Origin of the sequence: Pseudonocardia sp., assembly GCF_025465255.1 — a bacterium.
Classification (GTDB): Bacteria; Actinomycetota; Actinomycetes; order Mycobacteriales; family Pseudonocardiaceae; genus Pseudonocardia.
Window position 1 is genome coordinate 1 of the sequence record NZ_JAODNI010000222.1, and the last position, 24647, is coordinate 24647.

23 protein-coding genes are annotated in these 24647 nt (G+C 73.2%); 13 read left to right on the forward strand and 10 right to left on the reverse strand.

Translation table 11 applies throughout. The features are described 5' to 3' along the window. Positions 1 to 229 precede the first annotated feature (229 nt). Positions 230 to 2500 carry an AAA family ATPase gene (locus tag JWP64_RS27860; protein WP_297502920.1) on the forward strand — a complete coding sequence of 757 codons (2271 nt, stop codon included), beginning with the start codon at positions 230 to 232 and terminating at the stop codon, positions 2498 to 2500. Between the two features lie 138 nt (positions 2501 to 2638). Here the strand turns inward: JWP64_RS27860 and JWP64_RS27865 are convergent, their stop codons facing one another. Next, complete coding sequence (locus JWP64_RS27865; RefSeq protein WP_297502921.1) at positions 2639 to 3412, reverse strand: LytR C-terminal domain-containing protein; 774 nt, start codon at positions 3410 to 3412, stop codon at positions 2639 to 2641. Positions 3413 to 3478: 66 nt separating this feature from the next. Further along, positions 3479 to 3787 carry a DUF3263 domain-containing protein gene (locus JWP64_RS27870; RefSeq protein ID WP_297502922.1) on the reverse strand — a complete coding sequence of 103 codons (309 nt, stop codon included), beginning with the start codon at positions 3785 to 3787 and terminating at the stop codon, positions 3479 to 3481. Between the two features lie 162 nt (positions 3788 to 3949). Between JWP64_RS27870 and JWP64_RS27875 the strand changes: the two genes are divergently transcribed. Together JWP64_RS27875 and JWP64_RS27880 are read left to right on the forward strand one after the other, a co-directional pair. Next, the gene (locus JWP64_RS27875; protein WP_297502923.1) at positions 3950 to 4522 is read left to right on the forward strand and encodes a peptide deformylase; all 573 of its coding nucleotides are present in this window, start codon (positions 3950 to 3952) and stop codon (positions 4520 to 4522) included. Between the two features lie 151 nt (positions 4523 to 4673). Next, positions 4674 to 5582, forward strand: coding sequence for a trypsin-like peptidase domain-containing protein (locus JWP64_RS27880; protein ID WP_297502924.1), 909 nt, complete (start codon positions 4674 to 4676; stop codon positions 5580 to 5582). Between the two features lie 7 nt (positions 5583 to 5589). On the opposite strand, the gene JWP64_RS27885 is transcribed toward JWP64_RS27880, so the two are convergent. Further along, a complete protein-coding gene (locus tag JWP64_RS27885; RefSeq protein ID WP_297502925.1) occupies positions 5590 to 6231 on the reverse strand; it encodes a response regulator transcription factor in 642 nt (213 codons plus the stop codon). Further along, a complete protein-coding gene (locus tag JWP64_RS27890; protein WP_297502926.1) occupies positions 6228 to 7394 on the reverse strand; it encodes a histidine kinase in 1167 nt (388 codons plus the stop codon). The genes JWP64_RS27885 and JWP64_RS27890 overlap by 4 nt, the downstream gene beginning before the upstream one ends. A gap of 118 nt (positions 7395 to 7512) precedes the next feature. Between JWP64_RS27890 and JWP64_RS27895 the strand changes: the two genes are divergently transcribed. Both JWP64_RS27895 and JWP64_RS27900 read left to right on the forward strand, forming a co-directional pair. After that, complete coding sequence (locus tag JWP64_RS27895; protein ID WP_297502927.1) at positions 7513 to 8196, forward strand: ABC transporter ATP-binding protein; 684 nt, start codon at positions 7513 to 7515, stop codon at positions 8194 to 8196. Further along, entirely contained in the window at positions 8193 to 10157 is a 1965-nt protein-coding gene (locus JWP64_RS27900; RefSeq protein ID WP_297502928.1) for an FtsX-like permease family protein, read from the forward strand. The genes JWP64_RS27895 and JWP64_RS27900 overlap by 4 nt, the downstream gene beginning before the upstream one ends. A gap of 92 nt (positions 10158 to 10249) precedes the next feature. Here the strand turns inward: JWP64_RS27900 and JWP64_RS27905 are convergent, their stop codons facing one another. Further along, complete coding sequence (locus tag JWP64_RS27905) at positions 10250 to 10684, reverse strand: nitroreductase family deazaflavin-dependent oxidoreductase (protein WP_297502929.1); 435 nt, start codon at positions 10682 to 10684, stop codon at positions 10250 to 10252. 229 nt (positions 10685 to 10913) lie between these two features. Between JWP64_RS27905 and thiD the strand changes: the two genes are divergently transcribed. From thiD to JWP64_RS27930, 5 genes are all read left to right on the forward strand, one after another. Further along, positions 10914 to 11735, forward strand: a complete 822-nt coding sequence (thiD, locus tag JWP64_RS27910; protein ID WP_297502946.1) for a bifunctional hydroxymethylpyrimidine kinase/phosphomethylpyrimidine kinase — start codon at positions 10914 to 10916, stop codon at positions 11733 to 11735. Positions 11736 to 11918: 183 nt separating this feature from the next. Continuing rightward, positions 11919 to 14198 (forward strand): xanthine dehydrogenase family protein molybdopterin-binding subunit, encoded by a 2280-nt coding sequence (locus JWP64_RS27915; protein ID WP_297502930.1) that lies wholly within the window; start codon positions 11919 to 11921, stop codon positions 14196 to 14198. After that, positions 14195 to 14743 (forward strand): (2Fe-2S)-binding protein, encoded by a 549-nt coding sequence (locus JWP64_RS27920; RefSeq protein WP_297502931.1) that lies wholly within the window; start codon positions 14195 to 14197, stop codon positions 14741 to 14743. The genes JWP64_RS27915 and JWP64_RS27920 overlap by 4 nt, the downstream gene beginning before the upstream one ends. Next, a complete protein-coding gene (locus tag JWP64_RS27925; RefSeq protein ID WP_297502932.1) occupies positions 14740 to 15570 on the forward strand; it encodes a xanthine dehydrogenase family protein subunit M in 831 nt (276 codons plus the stop codon). Before JWP64_RS27920 ends, JWP64_RS27925 begins: the two co-directional genes overlap by 4 nt. A gap of 175 nt (positions 15571 to 15745) precedes the next feature. Beyond that, positions 15746 to 16366 carry a hypothetical protein gene (locus JWP64_RS27930; RefSeq protein ID WP_297502933.1) on the forward strand — a complete coding sequence of 207 codons (621 nt, stop codon included), beginning with the start codon at positions 15746 to 15748 and terminating at the stop codon, positions 16364 to 16366. Between the two features lie 75 nt (positions 16367 to 16441). On the opposite strand, the gene mftM is transcribed toward JWP64_RS27930, so the two are convergent. From mftM to JWP64_RS27955, 5 genes are all read right to left on the reverse strand, one after another. Further along, positions 16442 to 17146 carry a mycofactocin oligosaccharide methyltransferase MftM gene (mftM, locus tag JWP64_RS27935; RefSeq protein ID WP_297502934.1) on the reverse strand — a complete coding sequence of 235 codons (705 nt, stop codon included), beginning with the start codon at positions 17144 to 17146 and terminating at the stop codon, positions 16442 to 16444. Positions 17147 to 17187: 41 nt separating this feature from the next. After that, positions 17188 to 18723, reverse strand: a complete 1536-nt coding sequence (locus tag JWP64_RS27940; protein ID WP_297502935.1) for a VWA domain-containing protein — start codon at positions 18721 to 18723, stop codon at positions 17188 to 17190. Positions 18724 to 18726: 3 nt separating this feature from the next. Continuing rightward, positions 18727 to 19947 carry a MoxR family ATPase gene (locus tag JWP64_RS27945; RefSeq protein ID WP_297502936.1) on the reverse strand — a complete coding sequence of 407 codons (1221 nt, stop codon included), beginning with the start codon at positions 19945 to 19947 and terminating at the stop codon, positions 18727 to 18729. A gap of 182 nt (positions 19948 to 20129) precedes the next feature. Then, the gene (gene mdo, locus JWP64_RS27950) at positions 20130 to 21422 is read right to left on the reverse strand and encodes an NDMA-dependent methanol dehydrogenase (RefSeq protein ID WP_297502937.1); all 1293 of its coding nucleotides are present in this window, start codon (positions 21420 to 21422) and stop codon (positions 20130 to 20132) included. Positions 21423 to 21621: 199 nt separating this feature from the next. Then, entirely contained in the window at positions 21622 to 22770 is a 1149-nt protein-coding gene (locus JWP64_RS27955; RefSeq protein WP_297502938.1) for a GNAT family N-acetyltransferase, read from the reverse strand. A 191-nt stretch (positions 22771 to 22961) separates the two neighbouring features. Here JWP64_RS27955 and mftA point away from each other — a divergent pair, with 191 nt between their 5' ends. Genes mftA through mftC form a run of 3 tightly spaced genes read left to right on the forward strand, consistent with a single transcriptional unit; the run spans position 22962 to position 24645 of the window. Beyond that, on the forward strand, positions 22962 to 23072 hold the full coding sequence (gene mftA / locus JWP64_RS27960) for a mycofactocin precursor MftA (protein ID WP_297502939.1): 111 nt from the start codon (positions 22962 to 22964) through the stop codon (positions 23070 to 23072). Further along, positions 23062 to 23370 (forward strand): mycofactocin biosynthesis chaperone MftB, encoded by a 309-nt coding sequence (gene mftB / locus JWP64_RS27965; RefSeq protein ID WP_297502940.1) that lies wholly within the window; start codon positions 23062 to 23064, stop codon positions 23368 to 23370. The genes mftA and mftB overlap by 11 nt, the downstream gene beginning before the upstream one ends. 39 nt (positions 23371 to 23409) lie before the next feature. Further along, positions 23410 to 24645 carry a mycofactocin radical SAM maturase gene (mftC, locus tag JWP64_RS27970; RefSeq protein WP_297502941.1) on the forward strand — a complete coding sequence of 412 codons (1236 nt, stop codon included), beginning with the start codon at positions 23410 to 23412 and terminating at the stop codon, positions 24643 to 24645. Positions 24646 to 24647 lie beyond the last annotated feature (2 nt).

The following is a 24647-nucleotide window of genomic DNA, read 5'->3' on the forward strand; positions in this document are numbered from 1 at the left end:
CGGCGTGATGCGCGCGGCGGTCCGCCGCCTCGGCCCGGACGGCGGATCCCCGCAGAACGGTGGCCCGAACGGCCCGGGGCCGAACGGGGCCGGGCCGAACGGGACGGGCTCGCGTCCCGGCGGCCAGCCGGTACCGAGCGCGAACCGGCGTCGGCTGGGGCTCCGCCGTCGCTGAGCGGGGCGGTCGCTGAGCGGGCGGACGCCCGCCACCGCGCGCGGTCGATACCGTGTGCCGGTGCCCGTGATCACGCTGGTCGCCCGCCTCGCCACCTCCGCCCTCGACGCCCGCCGGGGCGTGGTGCGCCTGCACCCGGAGGTGCTCGACGCCCTCGGCCTGCGCTCCTGGGACGCGGTCACCCTCACCGGGACCCGGGAGACGGCCGCGCTCGCCGTGGCCGGTGAGGCCGGCGGCGCCCCCGGCCACGCCCGCCTGGACGACGTCACGCTCTCCAACGCCGGGCTCACGGACGGGTCCTCGGTCGTGGTCGAACCGGTCGAGGTCGCCCCGGCCCGACGGGTGGTCCTCGCCGGCTCGCGCCTGGTCCGGGCCGCGGTGACGCCCGCGACGGCCCGGCTCGCCCTGCTCGGCAAGGTCCTGACGCCGGGCGACGCGGTGTCACTGCTACCCCAGGACATCGCGCCGCCGCCCGGCTCGGACGTCCCCGGCACCCGCCGGACGCTGGCCAACGCGATCGGCGGTGTGTGGACGAGCGAGCTGCTCACGGTCGCCGCCGCCGAGCCGGCGGGACCGGTCTCGATCTCGCCCACGACCGTCGTCGGCTGGGTCGACGGTCCGACGACCGCGGATGCGCCCACCGCGTCGTCCCGCGCCACCGCCGTCCCCCGCGCCTCCTCACCCGCCGTCACCGGGGCAGGCTCGGCACCCGCCGCACCGCCCGCACCCGCGCCGCCCGTGGAACCGGCGCTCCCGATCGACGATCTGATCGGCAACACGGCAGCCGCGCGCAAGCTCGTGGAGTGGCTGGACCTGACGTTCGCGCGTCCCGAGCTGCTCGTCCGGCTCGGCGGCACCGCACGGCTGGGGGTGCTGGTCACGGGGCCGGAGGGATCCGGCAAGACCACGCTGGTGCACAGCGTCGCCGCCGCGACCAAGGCGCGGTGCGTCGAGCTGAACGGGCCGTCCGCGGGGGCGCTCGAGCCCGCGTCGGCCGCGGCACGGGTCCAGGAGGTGCTGACCTCCGCCCGGTCCGCCGCGTCCGCGGACTCGCCCGTGGTCCTGCTCGTCACGGACGTCGACGCGCTGCTCCCCGCCGCGACCCCGCCGCCGCTCGCGACGCTGGTGCTGGACGCGCTGCGCGAGACCGTCGGGACCCCGGGGCTCGCTCTCGTCGCGACGACGGCGGCACCCGAGAACGTCGATCCCCGATTCCGGGCCCCTGACCTGGCCGAACGTGAGCTGGGACTCGCGCTCCCCGACCACCGGACCCGGGCCGAGCTGCTGCGCAGGCTGCTGCAGGACGTGCCGCTGGCCGAGGACGTCGACCTGGCCGAGATCGCGGAGCGCACCCCGGGCTTCGTCGTGGCGGACCTGCTCGCCGTGCGGCGGGAGGCGGCGGTGCAGGCGGCGCTGCGGCAGGGCTCCGGCGACGACCCGAAGATCACCCAGCACGACCTGCTCGACGCCGTCGGGGGCACCCGGCCGATCTCCATGTCGTCCACGGAGACGCTGCAGACCGGCGGCATCACGCTCGACCAGGTGGGGGACATGACCGAGGTCAAGCAAGCCCTGACCGAGGCCGTGCTGTGGCCGCTGCGCTATCCCGACTCGTTCGCCCGGCTCGGGGTCGCCGCGCCCCGCGGGGTGCTGCTCTACGGCCCACCCGGTGGCGGGAAGACCTTCCTGCTCCGGGCGCTCGCGGGCTCCGGCGCGCTCAACGTGTTCGCCGTGAAGGGCGCGGAGCTGCTGGACAAGTACGTCGGCGAGTCCGAGCGGGCGGTGCGCGAGCTGTTCCGCAAGGCGGCGGACGCAGCCCCCTCGCTGATCTTCCTCGACGAGGTCGACGCGCTCGCCCCGCGCCGCGGCGGGTCCACGGACTCCGGGGTGGCGGACCGGGTGGTCGCGGCGCTGCTCACGGAGCTCGACGGGGCGACCCCGTTGCGGGACGTCGTCGTGGTCGGGGCGACGAACCGGCCCGAGCTCGTCGATCCCGCGCTGCTGCGCCCCGGCCGGCTCGAGCGGCTGGTGTTCGTCCCGCCGCCGGACGCCGAGGCGCGGGCGGACATCCTGCGGGCGGCGGGCCGCAACACCCCGCTCGCCGAGGACGTCGACCTGGACGCCCTCGCCGCGGAGCTCGAGGGCTACTCCGCCGCGGACTGTGCCGCGATCCTGCGCGAGGCGGCGCTGACCGCGATGCGGGAGTCCCTCGACGCCACTGAGGTCACCGCCGCCCACCTGGCGGCGGCCCGGCGCGCGGTCCCGCCGTCGCTCGACCCGGTGCAGGTGGCGCAGCTGGAGGCCTACGCCTTGCGCCGGGCCTGAGCGTCGGCCGTGGCCGGGGCCGTTCGCGAACGGCCCCGGCCCGCCGACGTCGCGGCGGCACCGGGGGCGGGCCGTGCCGGGGAGCGGACGGTCCGAGGAGGGCCCGGTCCTACCGCGCGACGCGCGGGCAGGGCTCTCCTACGAGCTCGCGGCGTACTTGTAGTCCTTGGTGAGGATGACGATCAGTCCGGGCGTCGCGTCCTGGATGCCGGCGAACCGGGGTTCGGCGCGCATCCCGAACTCCGCCGCGAGCCGCTCGGCCGCGGCCTGCTCGCGGGTGCCCGGGCGGTAGTAGACGGTCGTCGTCGGGATGACGCCGTCGGAGTAGTTGCGGCTCTCGGTGACCGTCCAGCCGGCGCGGCGGAAGTCCTCCGCGGCCTTGGCGGCGAGACCGGCGATCGTGCTGTTGTTGTAGACGCGCAGCGGTTCCCTCGGCGCGGCGACGACCGCGCCCGAACCACCGGCACCACCTCCGGTGCCACCCGTGCCGGCGCTGCCCTGTGCGACACCGGCGCCTCCGGACCCGGTGCCTTCGGACCCCGTGCCACCGGACCCGGTGCCACCAGATCCGGTGCCACCGGACGCAGTTCCGCCGGTCCCGGATCCCTCGGTACCGGTTCCGCCCTGCCCGGTTCCGCCGCCGGCCGCGCCGTCACCGGTGCCCGGCGAGCCGTCGGATCCGGGGGCGGGGGCGAGCGACGGCACGGCGTTGGGGTCCGTGGTCCCGAGAGCGGACGTCGGGGCGGCCTCGGAGCTGGCGGGCGGCGGGGCGGCGACCGTGGGGTCGTCGCTGCCACCGCCGGTGGCGATGGTGGCCACGCCGATGACCGCGGCGATCACGCCGACGCCGATCAGCGCGAGACCACCGAGCCTCAGCGGCGACGGTCCGCCGGAGGGGGCGGGTGTGGTCACGGCTGTCCTCCCGATCAGGTCGTGCGGATCCGGCCTGCGCGGATCACGGCAGGCCCGATCATGGCGTTACCAGGGCTCGATGCCCAGCCGACGCGCCGCGCGGGTGCGCTGCCGGCTTGCACGCAGTCTCCGCAGCCGCTTGACGAGCAGGGGGTCCGCGGCGAGCGCCTCGGGCTTGTCCACCAGGGCGTTGAGCACCTGGTAGTAGCGCGTGGCGGACATGTCGAACAGCTCGCGGACGGCCTGTTCCTTGGCGCCGGCGTACTTCCACCACTGGCCCTCGAAGGCGAGGATCTCCCGTTCGCGGCGGTCCAGCTCGCGGAGCGGGTTGCCGGTGGGAGCGGCGACCACACTGGGTTCGGTGGCGGACTCCATCACGCTCCTCGAAAGCCGGAGACGACGGAATGACAGGTCTGTCATTCCGGGCCGCAATTGAACCACGGGGGTCCGACAGAAACGGGCCGGACGCGCCACCCCGGAAGGTGAATCGGGCCCCACGGACGAGGGCCGGCCGAGGGGGTTCACTATCGTCGGAGCGTGACCGTCCGCCCCATCCGCATCATCGGTGATCCCGTCCTGCACACCCCCACCAGGGTGGTCGAGACGTTCGACGAGGATCTCCGCACGCTCGTCGACGACCTGTTCGAGACGATGGCCGCCGCGAACGGTGTCGGGCTCGCCGCGAACCAGGTGGGCGTGGACCTGCGGGTGTTCGTCTACGACTGCCCGGACGAGGTCGCCCAGGTCATGCGCCGGGGGGTCGTCGTCAACCCGGTGATCGAGGACTCGGGCCGGCCGACGACCATGCCGGACGCCGACGAGGACGACGAGGGCTGCCTGTCGGTCCCCGGCGAGCAGTTCCCGACCGGGCGCGCGGACTGGGCCAGGGTCACCGGGGTCGACGTCGACGGCGAGCCGGTCAGCATCGAGGGCACCGGCTTCCTGGCCCGCTGCCTGCAGCACGAGGTCGACCACCTGGACGGGTTCATCTACATCGACCGCCTCGTCGGACGGAACCAGCGGGCGGCGAAGAAGGTGCTCAAACGCCGCGGCTGGGGCACGCCGGGCCTGTCCTGGGACCCGACCGCCCAGGAGGCCGAAGAGGTGTGAGCCCGACGCCCGGCCGCATCATGGAGCCACGACGCTGATCTCGGGCGCGCTCCGCCGCGTTACGGCTCCATGGCGGACCCGGGGGCAGGGGAACACCACACCCGGCATGGTCGTTGCTACGGCTGCAACGGTGTAAGCAGGGAGGCCCGGCATGGACGAACTGGACGCCTACTCCCGCACGGTCAGCGCGGTCGCGGCGGAGCTCACCGGCCGGGTCGCGGCGGTGCGGATCGGTCGCGGCAGCGGCTCGGCGGTGGTGATCGCCCCCGGCGAGCTGCTCACGAACGCGCACGTCGTCGGGGTCGCCCGGAGCGGCCGAGCCGATTTCGTCGACGGCGAGCAGGTGCCGTTCCGCGTCGCCGGCGCCGATCCGCTGTCGGATCTCGCGCTGCTGCGGGCCGACGACCGCGGGGCCCTGCCCGAGCCCGCGCGGCTCGGGAACGCGGACGATCTCGTCGTCGGCCAGCTCGTGGTCGCGGTGGGGAACCCGCTGGGCCTCGCCGGATCCGTCACCGCCGGCGTCGTCAGTGCGCTCGGCCGCTCGCTGCCCACCCGTAGCGGCAATGCGGGCCGGGTGGTCGAGGACGTCATCCAGACCGACGCCGCGCTGAACCCCGGCAACTCCGGCGGCGCGCTCGCGGACTGGCGCGCCCGCGTCGTCGGGATCAACACCGCGGTCGCGGGCACCGGGCTCGGCCTGGCCGTCCCGATCAACGCCACGACGCTGCGGATCGTCGACGCCCTGCGCACGGCAGGCCGGGTCCGCCGGGCCTACCTCGGTGTGGTCGGCACGCCTGCCCCGGTCCCCGCAGCCGTCGCCGACCGCTACGGCAGGCGCAACGGGCTACGGCTCGCCGAGGTGGTCGCGGGCAGCCCTGCCGCGGCGGCCGGCCTGCGCCGCGGGGACCTCGTGCTCGACGTCGGACGGGCGCCCGTCGAGGACGCCCAGGGCATCCAGCGGCAGCTGTTCTCCGACGCCGTCGGCGTGCCGCTGCCGGTGACCGTCCTGCGTAACGGGGCGATGGTCGACGTCATCGCCGTCCCGACCGAGCTCGGCTGACCGGTCCTCAGGCGACCAGGCCGTTCTCCCACGCCCACGCCGCGACCTCGACCCGGTTGCGGGCGTCGAGCTTGGTGTGGACGTTCGCCAGGTGTGTCTTCACCGTGGACAGGGAGACGAACAGCTCCGCGGCGATCTCGTTGTTCGTCCGGCCCCGGGCGACCGCGCGCACCACGTCGAGCTCGCGCGGGGAGAGCGCGTTCTCCGGGGCGCCGCGGCGGGGCGGCGCCGGCGCGGTGAGCTGCTGCAGCAGCCGCACCGTCACCGACGGCGAGACGAGCGCGTCCCCGGCCGCGGCGGCCCGCACGGCCTCGACGAGCAGCCGTGGCCCGGCGTCCTTGAGCAGGAAGCCGCAGGCCCCGGCGCGCAGCGCGCCGTAGACGTACTCGTCGAGGTCGAAGGTCGTGACCACGACGATCCGCGGCGGCGCCGGGTCCGCCATGAGCGCGCGGGTGGCCTCCAACCCGTCGAGCTCGGGCATGCGGATGTCCATCAGGACGACGTCCGGGCGCAGCGCGCGCGCCTTCGTCACGGTGCCCGCCCCGGTGCCGGCCTCGCCCACGACCTCGATGTCCCCCTCGGCGGAGAGGATCAGCCGGAACCCCGTGCGGACCATCTCCTGGTCGTCCGCCAGCAGCACGCGGATCATGCGACGCCGCCCGTCAGCGGCAGCCGGGCCGTCACGGTCCAGACGCCCGAGCCCGTCGGCCCGGCGTGCAGGGTCCCGTCCAACGCGGCGACCCGCTCGCTCATCCCGGCGAGCCCGAAGCCGCTCTCACCGCCGATCGCCCCCGGACCCCCCGTCCGCACGCCGTCGTTGCGCACTCCCACCACCAGCACCTCGTCCCGGATCCGGATCTCGATCTCGACGGCCGACGCCGTGGGGGCGTGCCGCCGAACATTGGTCAGAGCCTCCTGCACCACCCGGAACCCGGTCGCGGCCACCCCCGCCGGCAGCACCGCGTGCTCGAGCCCGGGATCGGTCTTTAGCCGGGCCAGCCGGGCCTCGGGGTCGAAGCGGTGCACCATCTCCGCGATGTCGGCGAGGTCGGCTCCGGGCGTCCGCGCGCCCTCCTCCTGCCCGCGCAGCACCCCGACCATCCGGCGCATCGCCGTGAGCGCCTCGCCGCCGGCGTTCTCGATCGCGAGCAGCGCCTTGTCGACCGCCTCCGGCGACGTCCGGGCGACGACGGCCGCGGCCTGGGCGGCCACGACGATGCCGGTGACCTGATGGGCGACGACGTCGTGCAGCTCCCGGGCCAGGTCCATCCGCTCGGCGGACCGGGCGTCCGCCAGTTGGTTCCGGCGCCGGGCCTCGTTCTCGCGGATCACCAGGCCGACCGCGATCGTCGCGCCCCAGCCGAGCGCGGAGAGCATCGTGAACGCGCTCCGGGCGGTGCCGATGTCCGCCCGGAACGCGGCCGAGCCGACGAGGGCGATCACCGCCGCGCCGCACACGGCCAGCGCCGTGCGGTCCCCGGCGCGGCGCAGCGCGGCGACGGTGACGACGGCCAGCGCGAGCTGCTCGGTGAACGCCATCGAGGGCGCGCCGACCACCTGGGACCCGAGTGTGATCAGCACCGAGAGCGCGTAGGCGAGCGCGGCGGTCCGCAGGACGTCGACCCCGTCGCGCCGGCGCAGCAGCACGACACCCGCGATCAGGGCGCCGACGACCGGGGTCGCGACGCTCGGCCAGCCCCGGTCGACACCGAGGGTGGCGACACCATCGACGAGCAGCCAGAACACGTAGGCCAGCACCTCGGCCGTGAGTCCGGCGTGCCGGACGAACCGGGGGAGGGTGGGGCGGGGCACGGGCCGAGCCTAGGACGGCACCCCTGCCGCCCGGCCTCGGCCGAAAGGACGAGTCACCCGGCGGAGATCGTCCGTTCACCCGAGGCCCGCGCCCGCCCGCTCACGCCACGGTGATCGCATGAACAACGCTCCCATCCTCTCGGGGTCCCGGCTGACCAAGCGGTTCGGCGCCTCGACGGTCCTGTCCGACGTGAACGTGGCGGTCTCGCCCGGCGAGACGCTCGCGATCACCGGCCCTTCGGGCTCGGGCAAGTCGACGCTCCTGCACTGCCTCGCCGGGATCCTCCGGCCGGACGAGGGTGTCGTCCGGCTCGGGGCGGAGCGCGTCGACACGCTGTCCGAGGGCGCTCGCACCGCGCTCCGCCTGCAGCGCATGGGCTTCGTGTTCCAGTTCGGCCAGCTGCTGCCCGAGCTGCCCGCCGTGGAGAACGTCGCGTTGCCGCTGATGCTGGGCGGTGTCCCGCGGCGCGAGGCCGTCCGCCGCGCGGCGGCGTGGTTCCCCTCGCTGGGGCTCGCCGGCCTGGAGCTCCGCCGGCCGGGGCAGCTCTCCGGAGGACAGGAGCAGCGCGTCGCGATCGCGCGGGCGCTCGTCGCCGAGCCCGCGGTCGTCTTCGCGGACGAGCCGACGGGCGCCCTGGACAGCGCGACCGGGCGTCAGGTCGTCGAGCTGCTGTGTGGGCTGGCGGTGCGCACCGGGACCGCGCTGGTGGTCGTGACCCACGACCCGGACGTCGCCGCCGCGTGCCACCGCACGGTGGCGCTGCGGGACGGCCGGGTCGTGCGGGCCGAGGTGCCGGCGTGATCGGCCTCGCCCTACGGCTGCTGCGCCTCGGCGGCCGTCGCGCCTGGGCGTCGGCCGGGTTGGTCGGCGCGGGCGCCGCCGTGGCGACCACCCTGCTGACCATCGCGGTCGGTGCCCTGCACGGCCTCGACGAGCGCGAGTCCCGCACGGCCTGGCGCGCACCCGCCGTCGCCGCCGCGGACCCCGTCGCCCAGCTCCGGCTCCGCACGGACTCCGCCGCCGGCCGGTCGATCACCCAGATCGACCTGGTGGCCCCGGTGGCGACTGCGGCGCCGCCGCCCGGGCTGCCGCGCATGCCCGCGCCCGGGGAGGTCTGGGTCTCGCCCGCGCTGGCCGAACTGCTGGGCACGCTCCCGGCCGACGAGCTGGCGGCCCGCTACCCCGGGCCCGCCACCGGCCTCCTCGGCGAGGCGGGCCTGCAGAGCCCGGACGAGCTGGTCGCCGTGATCGGCCGGCCCGCGGGGGACCCGGTACTGACGGTGCCGGGGAACTCGGACGTCGCGCCCGTCGCGGGGTTCGACGTGCCGCGGCCGGCCGGGCGGGACTACGCGATGACGGACGTCTACCGGCAGCTGACGATCGTCGCCGTCGCGCTCGTCGTGTTCCCGGTCGCCGGGCTGCTCGGCGCGTCGGCGCGGTTGTCCGCAGCCCGGCGCAGCGAGCGGTTGGCGACGCTGCGCCTGCTCGGTGCCTCGGCCCGGCAGGTGACCGTGGTCGCCGTCGCCGAGGTCACGGCCGTCGCGGCGGTCGCCGCGGTCGTCGGGGTGCTGCTGGAGTGGGCGCTCTCGCCGCTGGTGGCGATGATCCCACTGGCCGGCAACGGCTGGTTCGCCGCGGACGTCCGGCCGGGGCTCCTCGCCTGCCTCGCGATCGTCGCCGGGGTGGCGCTGCTGGCCACGGCGTCCGCGGTCGGCGGCCTGCGCCAGGTCGTCGTCGGACCCCTGGGGGTGGTCCGGCGGCAGCGGCCGCAGGGCGCGCGGTGGCTGCGCCTGCTCGGGGTGGCCGTCGCGCTGGTGGTGCTGCTGGTGGTCAACTCCGCTCTGCAGGTCGTCTCCGTCGACGCCATGGGGATCGTGTTCGTGGTCGCGATCCTCGCCATGTTCGGGTCGGTCGCGCTGATCGGGCCGTTGGTGGTCCGCGTGCTCGGCTCGCGGATGGCGCGCGGTGCGGGTTCGGTGCCCGGGCTGCTGGCCGGCCGCCGCCTGCTCGACGACCCGAAGGGCGCGTTCCGCCCGCTCGCCGGCCTGACGCTCGCGGTGTTCGTCGCCGGGTTCCTCGCACCGATGACGGCCGTGGTCGCCGGCACGGTCACCGCCGACCCGTCGATGCTTCGGCTCACCGCACCCGCCGGGGCCACGGGACTCGAGGACGCCGCCCGTGCCCGGCTGGTCTCGATCGGGATCCCCGCGTCGGTGGACACCGTCGACGACGCCCGGGAAGGGGTCGGCCTCGCCGTGCTCCCGGCGGACCCGGCCCAGCTGGACCGCGCCCGCACGGCGCTCGACGGCCTGGTCCCCGGCGCGGTCGTGCAGACCGGGGCCGAGCAGGAGCACGAGGGCGCCATGCTGGTCGAGGACCTGCAGCGCGGCGCGCTCGTCGTGCTCGTGGCGACGTTCCTCGTCGCGGCGACGGCCACCGGCACCGCCGCGGCCGCCCGCGTCCTCGACCACCGGCACACGCTGCGCCTGCTGACCCTGGCCGGCACCCCGCTCGTCGCCCTCGACCGGGCGCGGCGCGCCGAGACCGTCCGCCCGCTGTTCGCCAACGGCGCGATCGCGCTGGTCCTCGGCCTGGCCTGCGCCTCTCCGTTCGCCGCGGCGGCGAAGGCCCTCGAACCCTCCGGGCTGCTGCTGCTAGCGGGCGTCCTGGTGGCCGGGACCGCGCTGGTCCTCGCCGCGACCGCCGCCAGCCGCCCGCTGCTCCGTTCCGTCACCGCTCCGGACCGGGAAGGAAGCCGCTGAACGACTCGCCGACGCCTGGCCCGAGGTGCAGGAGAGCCGCTCTCACGCCGGGAAACGGCGGGAGAACGGCTCTCCTGTAACCGGGGGAGGGCTCAGCCTGCGGGCTCGAGCACGAAGACGGGGATCTCCCGGTCCGTCTTCGTCTGGTACTCCGCATAGGGCGGGTAGGCCGCGACGGAGCGGTCCCACCACACCTGGCGCTCGTCGCCGCTCAGCTCGCGGGCGACGTAGTCCTTCGTCACGGTGCCGTCCTGGAGCTTCAGCTCCGGGTTCGCCTTGACGTTGTGGTACCAGACCGGGTGCTCCGGAGCGCCGCCCTTGGACGCCACGATCGCGTACTCGCCGTCGTGCTCGACCTTCATCAGCGGCACGTAGCGGTACTTGCCGCTCTTCGCGCCCTTCATGGTCAGCAGGATGATCGGCATCCCCTGGACCTCGATGCCCTCGGTCGTCCCCGACTCGAGGATCTTCTCCGTCTGATTACGGACCCAGCCCTCGGGGCTGAGCTCCACCTGTGTGTCGGCCATGTCCGCAGTGAACCCCATCCGCGGTGTGACCATTCCTCCCGGGCGGGTGAGTGATCATGTCCCGCCGACTACCGTCGCGGGGGACAGGACCAGAAGGCGGGAGCTCGCACGTCGGCGGGCTGAGAGGGCGGCCCGGGCCGCCGACCGTGGGACCGGCCGGGTAATGCCGGCCAGGGAGGACGGCAGAGCCGTGCCGGAGCAGACCATCGGGACCACCCCGCCGCGGGTCATGACCATCGCGGGCACGGACTCCGGCGGCGGCGCCGGGATCGCCGCGGACCTGCGGACCTTCGCCGCGTGCGGCGTGCACGGCTGCCTCGCCGTCTGTGCGGTTACCGTGCAGAACTCCGTGGGGGTCACCGGTGTGCACACGATCCCGCCGGCGACCGTCGCCGCCCAGATCACCAGCGTCGCGTCGGACATCGGGCTCGACGCCGCCAAGACCGGGATGCTCGCCGGAACGGAGATCATCGAGGCCGTCGCAGAGGCGTGCGACGCCAACGGGATCGGCGCCGGGGGACGCACCCCGCTCGTCGTGGACCCCGTCGCCGCGTCCATGCACGGGGACCAGCTGCTCGCGGACTCCGCCCTCGACGCCTTCCGGGACCTGCTCTTCCCGCGCGCCACGGTCGTCACCCCGAACCTCGACGAGGTCCGCCTGCTGATCGGCCTCGACGTGCACGACCGCGCCGCGCAGTACGAGGCGGCGAAGGTGCTCCACGGCCTGGGCCCGCGCTTCGTCCTGGTCAAGGGCGGACACCTCGCCGAGGACGTCGAGGGCTGCGTGGACCTCCTCTACGACGGCGACACCTTCACCGAGCTGCCCGGCCCCCGCTTCGACACCGGGAACACCCACGGCGGCGGGGACTCGATGGCCGCCTCGATCGCGTCCGGCCTCGCGCGCGGGATGACGGCACCGGAGGCCGTCGCCTTCGGCAAGCGCTACATCGTCGAGGCGGTGCGCCACTCCTATCCGCTCGGACAGGGTCACGGGCCCGTCTCGCCGCTCTGGACGGTCCGCCCCTGGTGGGAGGCTCGGCCAACCGTGTGAACGGCCGCCCGGCGAGCTCCGGCCCTGTCGGCCCGTCCTCCGCACGTGCGGTCCGCGCGGCGGAAAGGGGTCGCTGATGCGGCTGTGTCGTCGCAGACAAGCGCCTTAGGTATGGCTTACCTGCAGGTCAGGGTGTGTGTGGCATGTCGCATGCCCGTGATCAGGGGGATAGTGTCGCCCGCGATGAGCATCTTGGGCACGCGCGTTGTCCGTACCGAGGACCCGGTGTTTCTCACACGGGGCGCGACATACACCGACGACCTGACCGACGAGCGGCTGACGGGTGCACTGCACCTCACGTTGGTCCGCTCCCCACTGGCGCACGCGAAGATCACCTCGATCGACACGGAGGCCGCCAAGGCCGCCCCCGGTGTCGTCGCGGTGTACACCGGCGCCGACCTGGACCTTGAGCCGGCGCTGTTGTTCCCGGCCGCGAACAAGGCGATGCTGCGGCCGTTCCTCGCCACCGACACGGTGCGCTACGTCGGCGAGGCGGTCGCGGCCGTCCTCACCGAGGAGCACTGGCAGGGCGAGGACGCCGCGGACCTGGTCGAGATCGACTACGACCCGCTCGAGGCCGTGATCGACCTCAAGAAGGCGCTGAGCGACGAGGTGCTGCTGTTCCCGGAGGCCGGGACGAACAGCGTCACCTCGATGCACCTCGGCAAGGACGACCCGGGCGACGAGTTCTTCGCGGACTGCGAGGTCGTCATCACCCGGGAGATCACCAACCAGCGCGTCGCCGCGGCGCCGCTGGAGTCCCGCGCCGCCTCCGCCTACTGGGGCGACGACGGCCGCTGCACGATCTTCTGCTCCACCCAGAACGCCCAGAGCGCCCGCGACGAGGTCGCCGGCTGGATGGGCATGGACGCCAAGAACCTCCGGCTGATCCTGCCGGACGTCGGCGGCGGCTTCGGGGCGAAGATCGGTGCGGACCCGGAGTTCGCGCTGGTCGCCGCGTTCTCGAAGATGGCGGGCCGCCCGGTCCGCTGGAACGAGAGCCGCTCGGAGAACATGACCGGGATGGTGCAGGGCCGAGCGCAGCTGCAGACCATCACCATCGGCGGTGACCGGGACGGCAAGGTCAAGGCCTACCGCCTCGACGTCATCCAGGACGCGGGTGCCTACCCGCGCCTGGGCGTCGTCCTGCCGATGTTCACCCGGATGATGGCGTCGGGGACCTACGACATCCCGAAGGTCTGGTCGACCGCGCAGGTCGTCGCCACCACCACGACGTCGACGGCCGCCTACCGCGGCGCCGGCCGCCCCGAGGCCACGCAGGCCATCGAGCGCGCCATGGACCTGTTCGCGGACGAGATCGGGATGGACCCGGCCGAGATCCGCAAGATCAACGTCATCAAGCCCGAGCAGTTCCCCTTCACCACGAAGGGCGGCGCCGAGTACGACAGCGGCGAGTACGCCAAGGCGATCGACCTCGCGCTGGAGGCCTCGGACTACACGGGCCTGCGCGCCGAGCAGGAGGCACGCCGCAAGCGCGGTGACGCCGTGCAGCTCGGCATCGGCGTCTCGTCCTACGTCGAGATCACCGGCGGTGGCGCGTTCGTCGAGAACGCGACCGTCGAGGTCCACGCGGACGGCACCGTCACGGTGCTGACCGGCACGTCGCCCCACGGCCAGGGCCACGCGACGGCCTGGGCGATGCTCGCGAGCGACGAGCTCGGCATCCCGATCGACAAGATCACGGTCATCCACGGCGACACGGACCTGATCCCCAAGGGCGCCGGCACGATGGGGTCGCGGAGCCTGCAGACCGGCGGCGTCGCGGTGCACAACGCCGCGGCCGAGCTCGTCGACCTCGCGAAGCAGCGGGCGGCGGACCTGCTCGAGGCGAACGTGGACGACCTGGAGATCGACAAGGAGACCGCGTCGGTCGTCGTCAAGGGCGTCCCGGGGTCCAAGAGCGTCCCGCTCGCCGAGCTCGCCGCGGCGGAGGAGCTCAAGGTCTTCCACGAGTGGGACGGCAAGAAGCCGACCTTTCCGTTCGGCGCGCACGTCGCCGTCGTCGAGGTGGACGTCGAGTCCGGCAAGGCGACCGTCGAGCGCATCTGGGCCGTGGACGACGCGGGCCCGATCCTGAACCCGCTGATCTTCGACGGGCAGCGGCACGGCGGCATCGCCCAGGGCATCGCGCAGGCGCTGCTCGAGGAGGTCGTCTTCGACCCCGACGGCCAGCCGCTGACCGCGACGTTCGCGGACTACGGCATCCCGTCCGCGGCGGAGCTGCCCAGCTTCGACCTCGTGACCATGGAGACGCCCACGCCGGTCAACCCCATGGGTTACAAGGGGATCGGCGAGGCCGGGACCATCGGGTCCTGCCCGGCGGTGCAGAACGCGGTGATCGACGCCGTCTCGCACCTCGGGGTCAGCCACATCGACATGCCTCTCACGCCGGTGCGCGTGTGGACGGCGATCGACGCAGCCCAGAAGGAGGCGTCCAAATGAAGGTAGAGATCACGGTCAACGGCGAGCGCACCAGCGCCGACGTCGAGCCCCGGACGCTGCTCGCGCACTACCTGCGGGACAACGTGGGCCTCAAGGCCACCAACATCGGCTGCGACACCACCTCGTGCGGGGCGTGCACGGTCCTGGTCGACGGCGAGTCGGTCAAGTCCTGCACGGTCCTCGCCGTGCAGACGGACCAGCAGGCCGTCACCACCATGGAGGGCCTCGAGGGCGCCTCCGAGGGGAACCCGGCGCACGCCGTCACGGCGGCGTTCCGCCAGGAGCACGGCCTGCAGTGCGGGTTCTGCACCCCCGGCATGGTCATGGCCGCGATCAGCCTCATCGAGGAGGACCCGGACCTGGACGAGAAGGCGGTCCGGGAGGGGCTCGAGGGCAACCTCTGCCGCTGCACGGGCTACCACAACATCGTCCGCGCGGTGCTCGTCGCCGCGGGCAAGGACCCGGACGCCGCCCAGCAGGCCGAGGCGAAGTCCGGCTCCCGCTCCATGGCGCCCGGCTTCTCCACCGGGGAGGCCGGCGCGTGATCCCCGTCGGATTCGAGTACAGCCGCCCCGACACCGTCGACGCGGCGCTCGCGCTGCTCGCCGAGCACGGCGAGGACGCGACGATCCTGGCCGGCGGGCACTCCCTGCTGCCGGTCATGAAGCTGCGCCTCGCGGCGCCCGAGATGGTCATCGACATCGGCCGGCTCGCGGAGCTCAACTACATCCGGGTCGACGGCGACGAGGTCGCCATCGGTGGCGTCACCCGCTACCGCGACCTGGTGATCTCCGGCGTGCTGGCGGCCGAGTGCCCGCTGCTGCCGGCGGTCGCGCGGACGGTCGGGGACCCCCAGGTCCGCCACCGCGGCACGCTCGGCGGCTCGCTGGCCCACGGCGACCCGGCCTCGGACCTCCCGGCCGCGGTCCTCGCGCTGGGCGGCACCGTGGTGCTGCGCTCGCCGCGCGGGACGCGGTCCGTCCCGATCACCGAGTTCTACACCGGGGTCTTCTCCTCGGTGAAGGAGCCGGACGAGCTCGTCGTCGAGGTCCGGGTGCCGCGCACCGGCACCGCGGGCTGGGCGTACGAGAAGTTCACCCGCCGCAGCAACGACTGGGCGATCGTCGGGGTCGCGGTGGTCGACGGCCGGGTCGGGCTCGTGAACATGGGTTCCACCCCGTTGCGCGCCTCGGCCACCGAGGCCGCGCTGGCCGAGGGCAGGTCCGTCGAGGAGGCCGCAGCGCTGGCCGACGTGGGCACCGAGCCCCCGGCGGACAACGCGGGTACCCCGGAGTACCGGAGGCACCTCGTCAAGGTCCTCACGAGGCGGGCCCTCACCACCGCCGCGGGGATCTCCGCCCCCGGCGCGTAGTTCCCGTCCCTCTGCACGAACGGCACTTTCGCTCATACCCACTGAGCGGGAGTGCCGTTCGTGCATCCGGGGCTACTCCGCGAACGGCGCATTGCCCTCCCGGCCCGGGAGGAGAACCCTGTTCGACGGCCGGTGGTGCCGTCGGGGCGCCGCCCCCGTCGGAAGGAGGTGGCCCGTGTACGCACGTTCCACCACGATCCTCGCCCACCCGGAGAACCTCGACCGTGGCATCGCGCTGGCTCGCGACGAGGTCCTGCCCGCGGTGCTCGACGCCCCCGGCTCCATCGGCATGTCGATGATCGTCGACCGGGAGTCCGGCCGGTGTATCGCGACAACCGCCTGGGAGTCGATGGACGCCATGCGGGACTCCGAGCCCATGGTCCGCCCGCTGCGCGACCGGGTGGCCGACGTGCTGGGCGGGACGGCCCAGGTCGACGAGTGGGAGATCGGGGTGCTGCACCGCGCCCACAACAGCGCACCCGGTGCCTGTGTGCGGGCGACCTGGTTGCGATTCGATCCCGCCGCGATGGACCGCGCGCTGGACGTGTACCGGCAGTCGATGCTGCCGGCGATGGAGCGGATGGACGGCTTCTGCAGCGCGAGCCTGCTGATGGACCGCCCCGAGGGCATCACCGTGTCGTCGGTGACCTTCGACAGCGCCGACGCCTTGGCCGCGAGCCGCGACGAGGCCGAGCGGATGCGCACGAACGCCACGGCCGAGCTGGGCGCCGAGGTCCTGGAGGTCGCCGAGTTCGAGCTGGCCCTGGCGCACCTGCGGGTGCCCGAGCTGGTCTGAGCACGCCGCCCCGACGCCGGCCACACCAGGCCGGCGTCCTGGACGGCGATCGCCCTGCCCGGAGGCACGCCACGCTCAGTGGAGGTCGATCACCAGCCAGCCGCCGTGGTGCGTGCTCACGGTGTACGGCAGGCCGGTCGTGTCGCCCAGCTCCGCGAGCACGGACTCGTCGAACCTGCGGAGGTGGCCCCAGGTCTCGTTCGGCACGTCCTCGAACGGCACCGCGACGACCACGCGGTGGCGCGCCAGGCGCAGCATCTCGGCCAGCACGGCCTTGTCCTCCTCGGCCGGCAGGTGCTCGAGCAGGTGCACCGCGAAGACGGTGTCCATCGAGGCGTCCGGGAGCGGCACGGCCCGGGCGTCGGCCACCATCGTGTCCAGGGTGAGGCCGAGCCGTGGGGCCGTGCGGGCCAGCAGGTCGACGGTGCCGCGGGTGAGGTCCGTCGCCGTCACCCGGTGCCCGGCGGCGGCGAGTCGCAGCGCCAGGAAGCCGAAGCAGCTGCCCAGCTCGAGCACCTCTGCCCCGACGACGAGCTCCGCGGCCCGCTCGTGCACGGGCTTGAGCTCCGCATTGGTGCCGCCGGGACGGACCTCGCCGTGCAGCGCCGCCAGGGTGTTGCGGTAGAAGGCGAGCCAGGCGTCGTCGGGGTCCCCGGCGGAGGCCCGGACGACCGCGACGAACGCGTCCTCGAACCGGTCCGGCGGCAGCAGCCCGGGCCGCACGAGTGTGCGGTCCAGCCAGCCCGCCAGGTCGTTGTCCAGGCGATCGAGATCCATCATCACGTTCTCTCCCTGGCGCGGCTGACGCCGCCTGTGCGCGGTCAGCGGCCGATCAGCTCACCGCTCATCTCGTTGGCGGTCGTCTCCAGGCCGGTGAGGTCCCGGACGACCCGGACCCGGTCGCAGTGCTCCGCGTACGCGGGCAGGTCGCAGCGACCCAGACCCCAGGAGTAGCGCGGCTCGGGCGTCAGCCAGATCGTCTCCCGCGCCCGGCGGGTGATCTCGACGAACGCCTCCATGTTCGGGTCGTTCCCGTTGCCGCGCCCGTCGCCCAGGATCAGCACCGTCGAGCGGCGGGTGACCGCCGAGCCGTGCTCCTCCAGGAACTGCCCGAACGCGAGCCCGTAGTTCGAGTTCGCGTCGACGTCGATCACGTCCCCGCCGAACACCAGGCCGAGCGCGTGCTCCACCGGATGGTCCGCGAACAGGTCCGTGACCTCGGCGATCTCGTCCACGAACGCGAACGAGCGCACCTGCCCGAACAGGTCCTGCAGGCCGTGCACGAGGTGCAGGGTGAAGCGCGCCGTGGCCCGGACGGACAGCGAGACGTCCGCCAGGATGACCAGCCGCGGCTTGTCCTCCTGCCGCTTCACCGTGACCGGGTTGAACGGGACGCCGTCGTAGCGCATGTTGCGGCGCATCGTGCGGCCCGAGTCGATGCGGCCCTGCGGCGAGACCCGGCGCCGGTGGGTGAGCGCGCCGTGCAGGGTCTTGGCCAGCCGGCGCAGCGAGTCCTCGAGCTGCATCCGCTCGGTCTCGGTGGCCCGGTCCACCTCGGCGACGCGCCCCTCGCCCTCCCCGCCGTCGACGATGCGCTGCTCGATCTCCATCAGCGCCTCGAGGTGCTTCTTGATCGCCTCGGGCAGGTTGGTCAGGACGCCCGCGAGCCTGCGCCGCAGCGCCGCCGCGTCGTCCTCGGTGCCGGCCTCGGCCTGCGCGTCCTCCTCCGCCGCGGTCAGCCAGCCCAGCAGGGCTTCCTGCTCCGCGACGGAGAGGTCGGCGTCGACCTTCGTGCCGGTGGCCGTCGAGATGTCCCCGGGCATGCCTGCGCCGGAGAGCCGGTCCGTCTCGATCTGGACCCGGTTGCCCTCGGCGGCCTGGGCCTGCTGGTTGTCCTTGGAGAAGACGATCTCCTCGGTCATCGCGGCCAGGTCGATCTTGTTGGCCTCCTGGTGCAGGTTGTACTGCTGCGCCAGGTCGTCCGGGTCGAAGTAGTCCCGGATGTCCACGGGCTTGCCGTGCTCGTGGCCCTGCTGCGGGGTCTCGCTGGGATCCTCGGAGAGCGTGAAGTCCTCCAGGGCGCCGTCGTCGGTCATGTCCCCGTGACCGTGGCCGTGCCCGGTCTCCTGTTCGCCCACCTTGACCAGGGCGAAGAAGAGGTCGAAGACCTCGGAGTACGTGGCCTCGTCCCGCCGGTCCTTGACCAGCGCGACCCGCAGCGCCTCCTTCATCACGGTCTTGTCCGCCAGCACGCCCGGCTGCGCTGCGCAGCGCATCGCGTCGAGGGCCTCGGAGACCGAGATCCGCACGCCGCGGATCCGCAGCAGCCGCACGAAGCGGTGGATCGTGGCCTCCATCGCCTACAGCGCCCGCTTGCGGCCGAGTCCGAACGAGCGGCTGCCCTGACCCGGTGTGACGCTGCGTGGCGTGGCGGGACCGGGGTCCTTCTCGGTGCCCTTGACGTAGTTCGGGGTCCCGTAGGCGCCCTCGCCATGCCGGCCGACGGTGTCCTTGTCCGCCCGCTTGGCGCGGCCGTCGACGTCACCGCCGTCGTCGTGCGAATGGTCCGAGTCGTGGCCGTGCCCATGTCCGTGACCGTGACCGTGGCCGTGGCCCGGCTCCTCGACCGCGGCGTTCGGGTCCACGAGCCGGGGCAGCGCGTCGAGCGCCTTCCGGACGTCCTTGTCGTACTTCACGACGACGCTCACGGTGTCCGAGAGCACCTGCGCGTTGAGCTCGTCGACGCCCAGGACCGCGAGCGTGCGCGCCCAGTCGATCGTCTCGGAGATGCTCGGCGCCTTGCGCAGCTCGAGCTCGCGCAGCCCGCGCACGACGTTGACCAGCTCCTCGGCCAGCGCGTCGGCCAGTCCCGTCTTCTTCGACCGGACGATCTCCAGCTCGCGCTCGGCGGCCGGGTAGTCCAGGAAGAGGTGCAGGCAGCCGCGCTTGAGGGCGGCGGCCAGGTCCCGGGTGTTGTTCGAGGTCAGCAGCACGTACGGCTTCTGCTTCGCGGTGAACGTGCCCACCTCGGGGACGGAGATCTGGAACTCCCCGAGGGTCTCCAGCAGGACGGCCTCGAGCGCCTCGTCGGCGCGGTCGACCTCGTCGATCAGCAGCACGACGGGCTGCTCGGAGCGGATCGCCTCGAGCAGCGGGCGCGGGGCGAGGAAGCGCTCGGAGAAGAAGACGCTCTCGTTCTCCCCGATCCGCTCGACCGCGGTGTGCAGGTCGGGGGCGTCCTCGACGACCTGCCCGATCTTCTCCCGCAGGATCTGGGTGTACATGAGCTGCTTGCCGTAGTCCCACTCGTACAGGGCCTTGGTCTCGTCCTGGCCCTCGTAGCACTGCAGGCGAAGCAGCCGGCGGCCCGTGGCGAGCGCCAGCATCTTCGCGAGCTCGGTCTTGCCGACGCCGGCAGGCCCCTCCAGCAGGAGCGGCTTGTCCAGGCGGGTCAGCAGGAAGACGGTCGTGGCGAGGCGGGTGTCGGCGATGTAGCCCTGCTCGCGCAGCGCGTCGACGACCTCCTGGACCGACTCGAACGGCGGGTCGGGGTTCTCGGTGGCGGTCACGGCGTCGGTCACGCAAGTGCTCCTTCCGCGCGGCTCTGCGGCGGGCCGCGGCAGGCACGCAGCGAGCGGGCCCATCGCTTCCCAGTGTGAACCAGGGAGCCTGGATGGGCCCGCTGAGCTGCGTGACGTTCGTGCTGTTCGATCGAACCCGTGCGCGTGAAACCTCGTTCTAGCGAGGTTTCCCGCGCACAGGGTCAGCTGAGCAGGTCGTCGAGGTCGCCGTTGATGCAGTGGTCGACGACCGGGCGGACCGTCTCGAAGGTGCACTCCTTGGGGTTGCCGGGGGTGCACGCGTCACCGAGGACGTGGTTGGTGATGCGGTCCACGTCCGCCGCGTCGCCGCGGATGGTCTTCTCGTTCTCGTAGAACTTGGTCGGGCCCTGGCCCAGCCGGTTCTTCGAGTAGGAGTCCTGGGTGACGTCGATGAAACGCTCCGGGATGCCCACGTCGCGCAGCAGCCGGATCGCGGCGGCGAGCGCGGCCTCGGCCGCCTGGACCTTGGTCATGCCGTGGGTGTCGATGCCCATGGCCTCCGCGATGTCCGCGAAGCGCTCGTAGCAGACCGGCATGTTGAACGCCCAGACGCGGGGGAGCGCGATGGCGTTGTTGAGCCCGTGGTGGGTGTCGTAGAACGCCGAGACGGCGTGGCTGATCGAGTGGATGATCCCGAGGCCGCCGGAGTTGAACGCCTGCGCGGCGATGTACTGCGCGTACATCATGCCCTCGCGGCCGGCCAGGTCCTGGCCGTTCCACACCGCCTGGCGCAGGTTCTGCGCGGTCAGCTTGACCGCGTGCAGCGCGTTGCCCAGCGACGGCTGGAAGTTCAGCCGCGAGACGTAGGGCTCGGAGGCGTGCGCGAGCACGTCGAAGCCGCACTGCGCGGTGTAGTCGATCGGGCAGTCGTAGTAGAGCACCGGGTCGTCGATCGCCAGCGAGGTCACGCACGCGTCGTCGAACGCCACGTACTTGTGCGGGTTGTCCGGGTCCGTCGTGGTGTCGGTGATGACGTAGGCCCACGAGGTCTCGGAGCCGGTGCCGGCCGTGGTGGAGACCGCGATGTGCGGCGGGTTCTGCGGGTTCTCGGACTTGTTGAAGCCCTCGAACTCGTTGACGTTGCGGCCGTCGTGGGCCACCGAGACGCGCGCGCCCTTGCAGGCGTCGTGCGAGGAACCGCCGCCGATCGAGACGAACGAGTCGCACTTGTTCTGCTGGTAGAGGCCCACAGCGTCCATGACGTTGTAGTCCTTGGGGTTGGACTCGACCTTGTCGTAGACCACGACCTCGAGGCCGTGGTACTTCATCGACTCGACGATCTTGTGGACGATGTCGGTGCCGCGGAGGCCCGAGGTCATCACGAGCGTCTTCTTGAAGCCCAGCTTGAGGGCCTCCGGCCCGATCATCTCGTGTGCGCCCGGCCCCATCAGAGCCTTGGGGAACGGGTGGAACTCCTTGAGCGGGAACGGCTTCAACAGCTCGTCGACCTGCATGGCAGCCCTTTCTGGTGCAGGTGGATGTCGGTCGTCGGCGACGCTATGGCCGCAGTGACCGCGCGCACAGTGCCGCGAGCGGGAAACCGTCAAGAGGTGGGGGCGAAAACCGTCGGGTCAGGTAGGTGCGCCTTCGGCGCCCGTGCGCGGAAACCGTTGCCAGGGCGACGATTTCGCGCACGAGCGGCGAAGCCGCCTCTCAGCCCTGCCGGCCCGCCGCCCAGGTCTCGTCGATCACGGTGAAGCCGCGGCGGGCGTACCAGTGCCGCGGCCAGTCGTCGGCCAGCGCGTCGAGGGCGAGCAGATCGCAGCCGGCCGCCTCCGCGACGACGGCCGCGCCCCTGAGCAGCGCGTCGCCGTACCCCTTCCGGCGGTGGGCGGGCGCGGTCTCCACCGCGTCGAGGACGGCCGTGGCGCCGTCGATCGCGCAGGCGGCGGCGGCCACGACGGCCCCGTGCGCGTCCCGCGACGCGAGGTACCGCACGTCGACGCCCTGGTCGTCGACGGGGTAGCGGTCCGGCAGCCGCAGCCGCTGCGGATCGTCCGCGGGCAGGTCCGTGCGCCACGCTTCCGTCCAGACCTGACGGACCTCCGCGAGCGTCGCGGGTCCCGCGACGGGCCCGTCGTCGAGCGGCCCGTCGGGGTGTGACCCGTCGCCGAGCGGGCGGGTCATCACCACCTCGTGCTGCACCCACCAGCCGCTGCGGCCGAGCTCGCGCGCGACCGGGCCCGGATCGGGGCCGCGCAGGGTCGCGCAGCGGTGTCGACGTCCGGCCCCGCCGAGCACCCGGTCCGCCTCCGCGCGGATGTCCTGGGCGGCCGTCATGTCGTCGACGAGGAGCTGGTTGCAGGCGTGCGACCACGGCACGTCCGCCTGCAGGACGGCCACGCCCCCGGTCACCGGCACCTCCGTCGTCGCGACCCGGCGCGGCATCGAGTCCGCGAACGCCTGCAGGCGCGCGGCGTGATCCGCGCGGTCCGGCGGCGCGGGCGGGGCGTCGAACCCGCCGTCGCGCCGGGGCCGGAAGGTCTGCACCGCGAGCACGGCGGAGGTCGGCACCGGGCCGTAGGCGTGCGGGAAGCGCATCGACGCCGGGTCCCCCGGAACCCCCGGCTCCCACCGGATCTCGACCCCGGCGGCCTCGATCGCGGCCGTGTCCACGGCGAGCAGCAGGAGATCCCGGCGGTCCCGGAAGAGGCGGTCCGCGGGGAGCACGACCTGCTCGTGCGTCGAGAGGTGGACGAAGCCGACGTCGGCCGGCGAGGGCGGGGCGATCGCCCCGGCGGACAGGTAGGCGCGCCACTCGCCGGGGGTGGCCAGGTGCAGGAGGGTGGCCGGTTCGTTCACGGAGGTGAATATGCCGGTCCGCGGCAGTGGGACGGCGGGGGGTCTCCGGTCGACCTCGAGGTGATGATCGGATGTCCCGTCCGATCGGAGGGGCGTGACAACCGGATCCTTGCCTTTCTGCACTCGGTGCCAATACTGTCCGAAGTGCTGCCCTGCAGCACCCGACAGCGTCGTTTTCCAGGAGGTAGACCATGGCTTCGATCGACCAGACCGAGTCCGTGTCCGAGGAGTCCACCGCGCCCGTGGTCGAGGAGACCCTGGTCGAGGAGGTCTCGATCGACGGCATGTGCGGTGTCTACTAGGGACATCGCTGCGGCCGCCGGCCCCGGGGTCGACTTCGATCCCGGGACCGCGTATCGCTGCAGCCCGCAGGTGTCGCTGCGGCCCGAGCCCTTCGGTGCGCTCGTCTACCACTTCGGTACCCGCAAGCTCTCCTTCCTCAAGACCCCGGAGCTGGTGGCGGTCGTGAAGGGGCTGGAGCACCACCCGGACGTCCACGCCGCCGTCGAGGCAGCGGGGGTCGCCGAGCCCGAGCGTCCCGCCTACCTGCGGGCACTCGCCGGACTGGCGGCGTCCGGAACGATCGAAACACGCCCCTGACGCCCTGAGTCGTCCCCACCACGACGAGTGGAGTGCACGTTGAAGCTGGTCGATCATTTCCAGTACGGCCTGAACGCCCCGATCTGTCTCACCTGGGAGCTCACCTACGCCTGCAACCTGGCGTGCGTGCACTGCCTGTCGTCCTCCGGCCGCCGGGACCCGCGTGAGCTGTCGACCGCGGAGGCCAAGGCCGTCATCGACGAGCTGCAGCGGATGCAGGTCTTCTACATCAACATCGGTGGTGGCGAGCCCACGGTGCGCCCGGACTTCTGGGAGCTCCTGGACTACTCGATCGCCCACAACGTCGGGGTCAAGTTCTCGACGAACGGGATCAAGATCGACAAGGAGCGGGCCGCCCGGCTGGCGAAGACCGACTACGTCGACATCCAGATCTCGCTCGACGGCGCCACCGCCGAGGTCAACGACTACGTCCGCGGGCCGGGGTCCTTCGACACGGCGATCCGCGCGCTGGAGAACCTGGCCGAGGCGGGGTTCCAGCAGCCGAAGATCTCGGTCGTGATGACCCGGCAGAACGTCGACCAGCTCGACGAGTTCAAGGCCATCGCGGACAAGTACGGCGCCCAGCTGCGGATCACCCGGATGCGCCCGTCGGGCCGCGGCGCGGACGTCTGGGACGAGCTGCACCCGCTGCCGTCGCAGCAGAAGCAGATGTACGACTGGCTGGTGGACCGCGGGGACCAGGTGCTCACCGGGGACTCGTTCTTCCACCTCTCCGCGTTCGGCGAGGCCCTGCCCGGGCTCAACCTCTGCGGCGCCGGGCGCGTGGTCTGCCTGATCGACCCGGTCGGGGACGTCTACGCCTGCCCGTTCGCGATCCACGAGAACTTCCTCGCCGGGAACGTTCGTTCTCCCGGTGGCTTCCAGGAGGTCTGGGAGAACTCGGAGCTCTTCACCGAGCTGCGTCAGCCGCAGACCGGTGGGGCGTGCGCGTCCTGCATGCACTACGACTCCTGCCAGGGCGGCTGCATGGCGGCCAAGTTCTTCACCGGCCTCCCGCTCGACGGCCCGGACCCGGAGTGCGTGCGCGGGTTCGGCGAGCAGGCGCTCGCCGCCCGGGACATGGACACCCTGATCCCGAAGTCCGAGGTGGACCACTCCCGCTCGGCCCCGCGGAACTCGCGCTCGGGCAAGGCCCCGGTCCCGCTGACGCTGTCCATCGCCCGCCCGGATCGTGCGTGCGAGACCAGCCCGCTCGCCGGGATGGGGGCCTCGGACACGGACTCGGGCCTCCGGGTCCCCGTCGCCGGCTCCTAGCC

What these genes read in the sequence shown, in the direction of transcription:
- mdo (WP_297502937.1), bottom strand. Translation starts at nt 21,422, where the DNA reads ATGCAGGTCGACGAGCTGTTGAAGCCGTTCCCGCTCAAGGAGTTCCAC.
- thiD (WP_297502946.1), top strand. Translation starts at nt 10,914, where the DNA reads ATGACCATCGCGGGCACGGACTCCGGCGGCGGCGCCGGGATCGCCGCG.
- mftA (WP_297502939.1), top strand. Translation starts at nt 22,962, where the DNA reads ATGGCTTCGATCGACCAGACCGAGTCCGTGTCCGAGGAGTCCACCGCG.
- JWP64_RS27905 (WP_297502929.1), bottom strand. Translation starts at nt 10,684, where the DNA reads ATGGCCGACACACAGGTGGAGCTCAGCCCCGAGGGCTGGGTCCGTAAT.
- JWP64_RS27885 (WP_297502925.1), bottom strand. Translation starts at nt 6,231, where the DNA reads ATGATCCGCGTGCTGCTGGCGGACGACCAGGAGATGGTCCGCACGGGG.
- mftM (WP_297502934.1), bottom strand. Translation starts at nt 17,146, where the DNA reads ATGATGGATCTCGATCGCCTGGACAACGACCTGGCGGGCTGGCTGGAC.
- JWP64_RS27880 (WP_297502924.1), top strand. Translation starts at nt 4,674, where the DNA reads ATGGACGAACTGGACGCCTACTCCCGCACGGTCAGCGCGGTCGCGGCG.
- JWP64_RS27870 (WP_297502922.1), bottom strand. Translation starts at nt 3,787, where the DNA reads ATGGAGTCCGCCACCGAACCCAGTGTGGTCGCCGCTCCCACCGGCAAC.
- JWP64_RS27915 (WP_297502930.1), top strand. Translation starts at nt 11,919, where the DNA reads ATGAGCATCTTGGGCACGCGCGTTGTCCGTACCGAGGACCCGGTGTTT.
- JWP64_RS27920 (WP_297502931.1), top strand. Translation starts at nt 14,195, where the DNA reads ATGAAGGTAGAGATCACGGTCAACGGCGAGCGCACCAGCGCCGACGTC.
- JWP64_RS27895 (WP_297502927.1), top strand. Translation starts at nt 7,513, where the DNA reads ATGAACAACGCTCCCATCCTCTCGGGGTCCCGGCTGACCAAGCGGTTC.
- JWP64_RS27940 (WP_297502935.1), bottom strand. Translation starts at nt 18,723, where the DNA reads ATGGAGGCCACGATCCACCGCTTCGTGCGGCTGCTGCGGATCCGCGGC.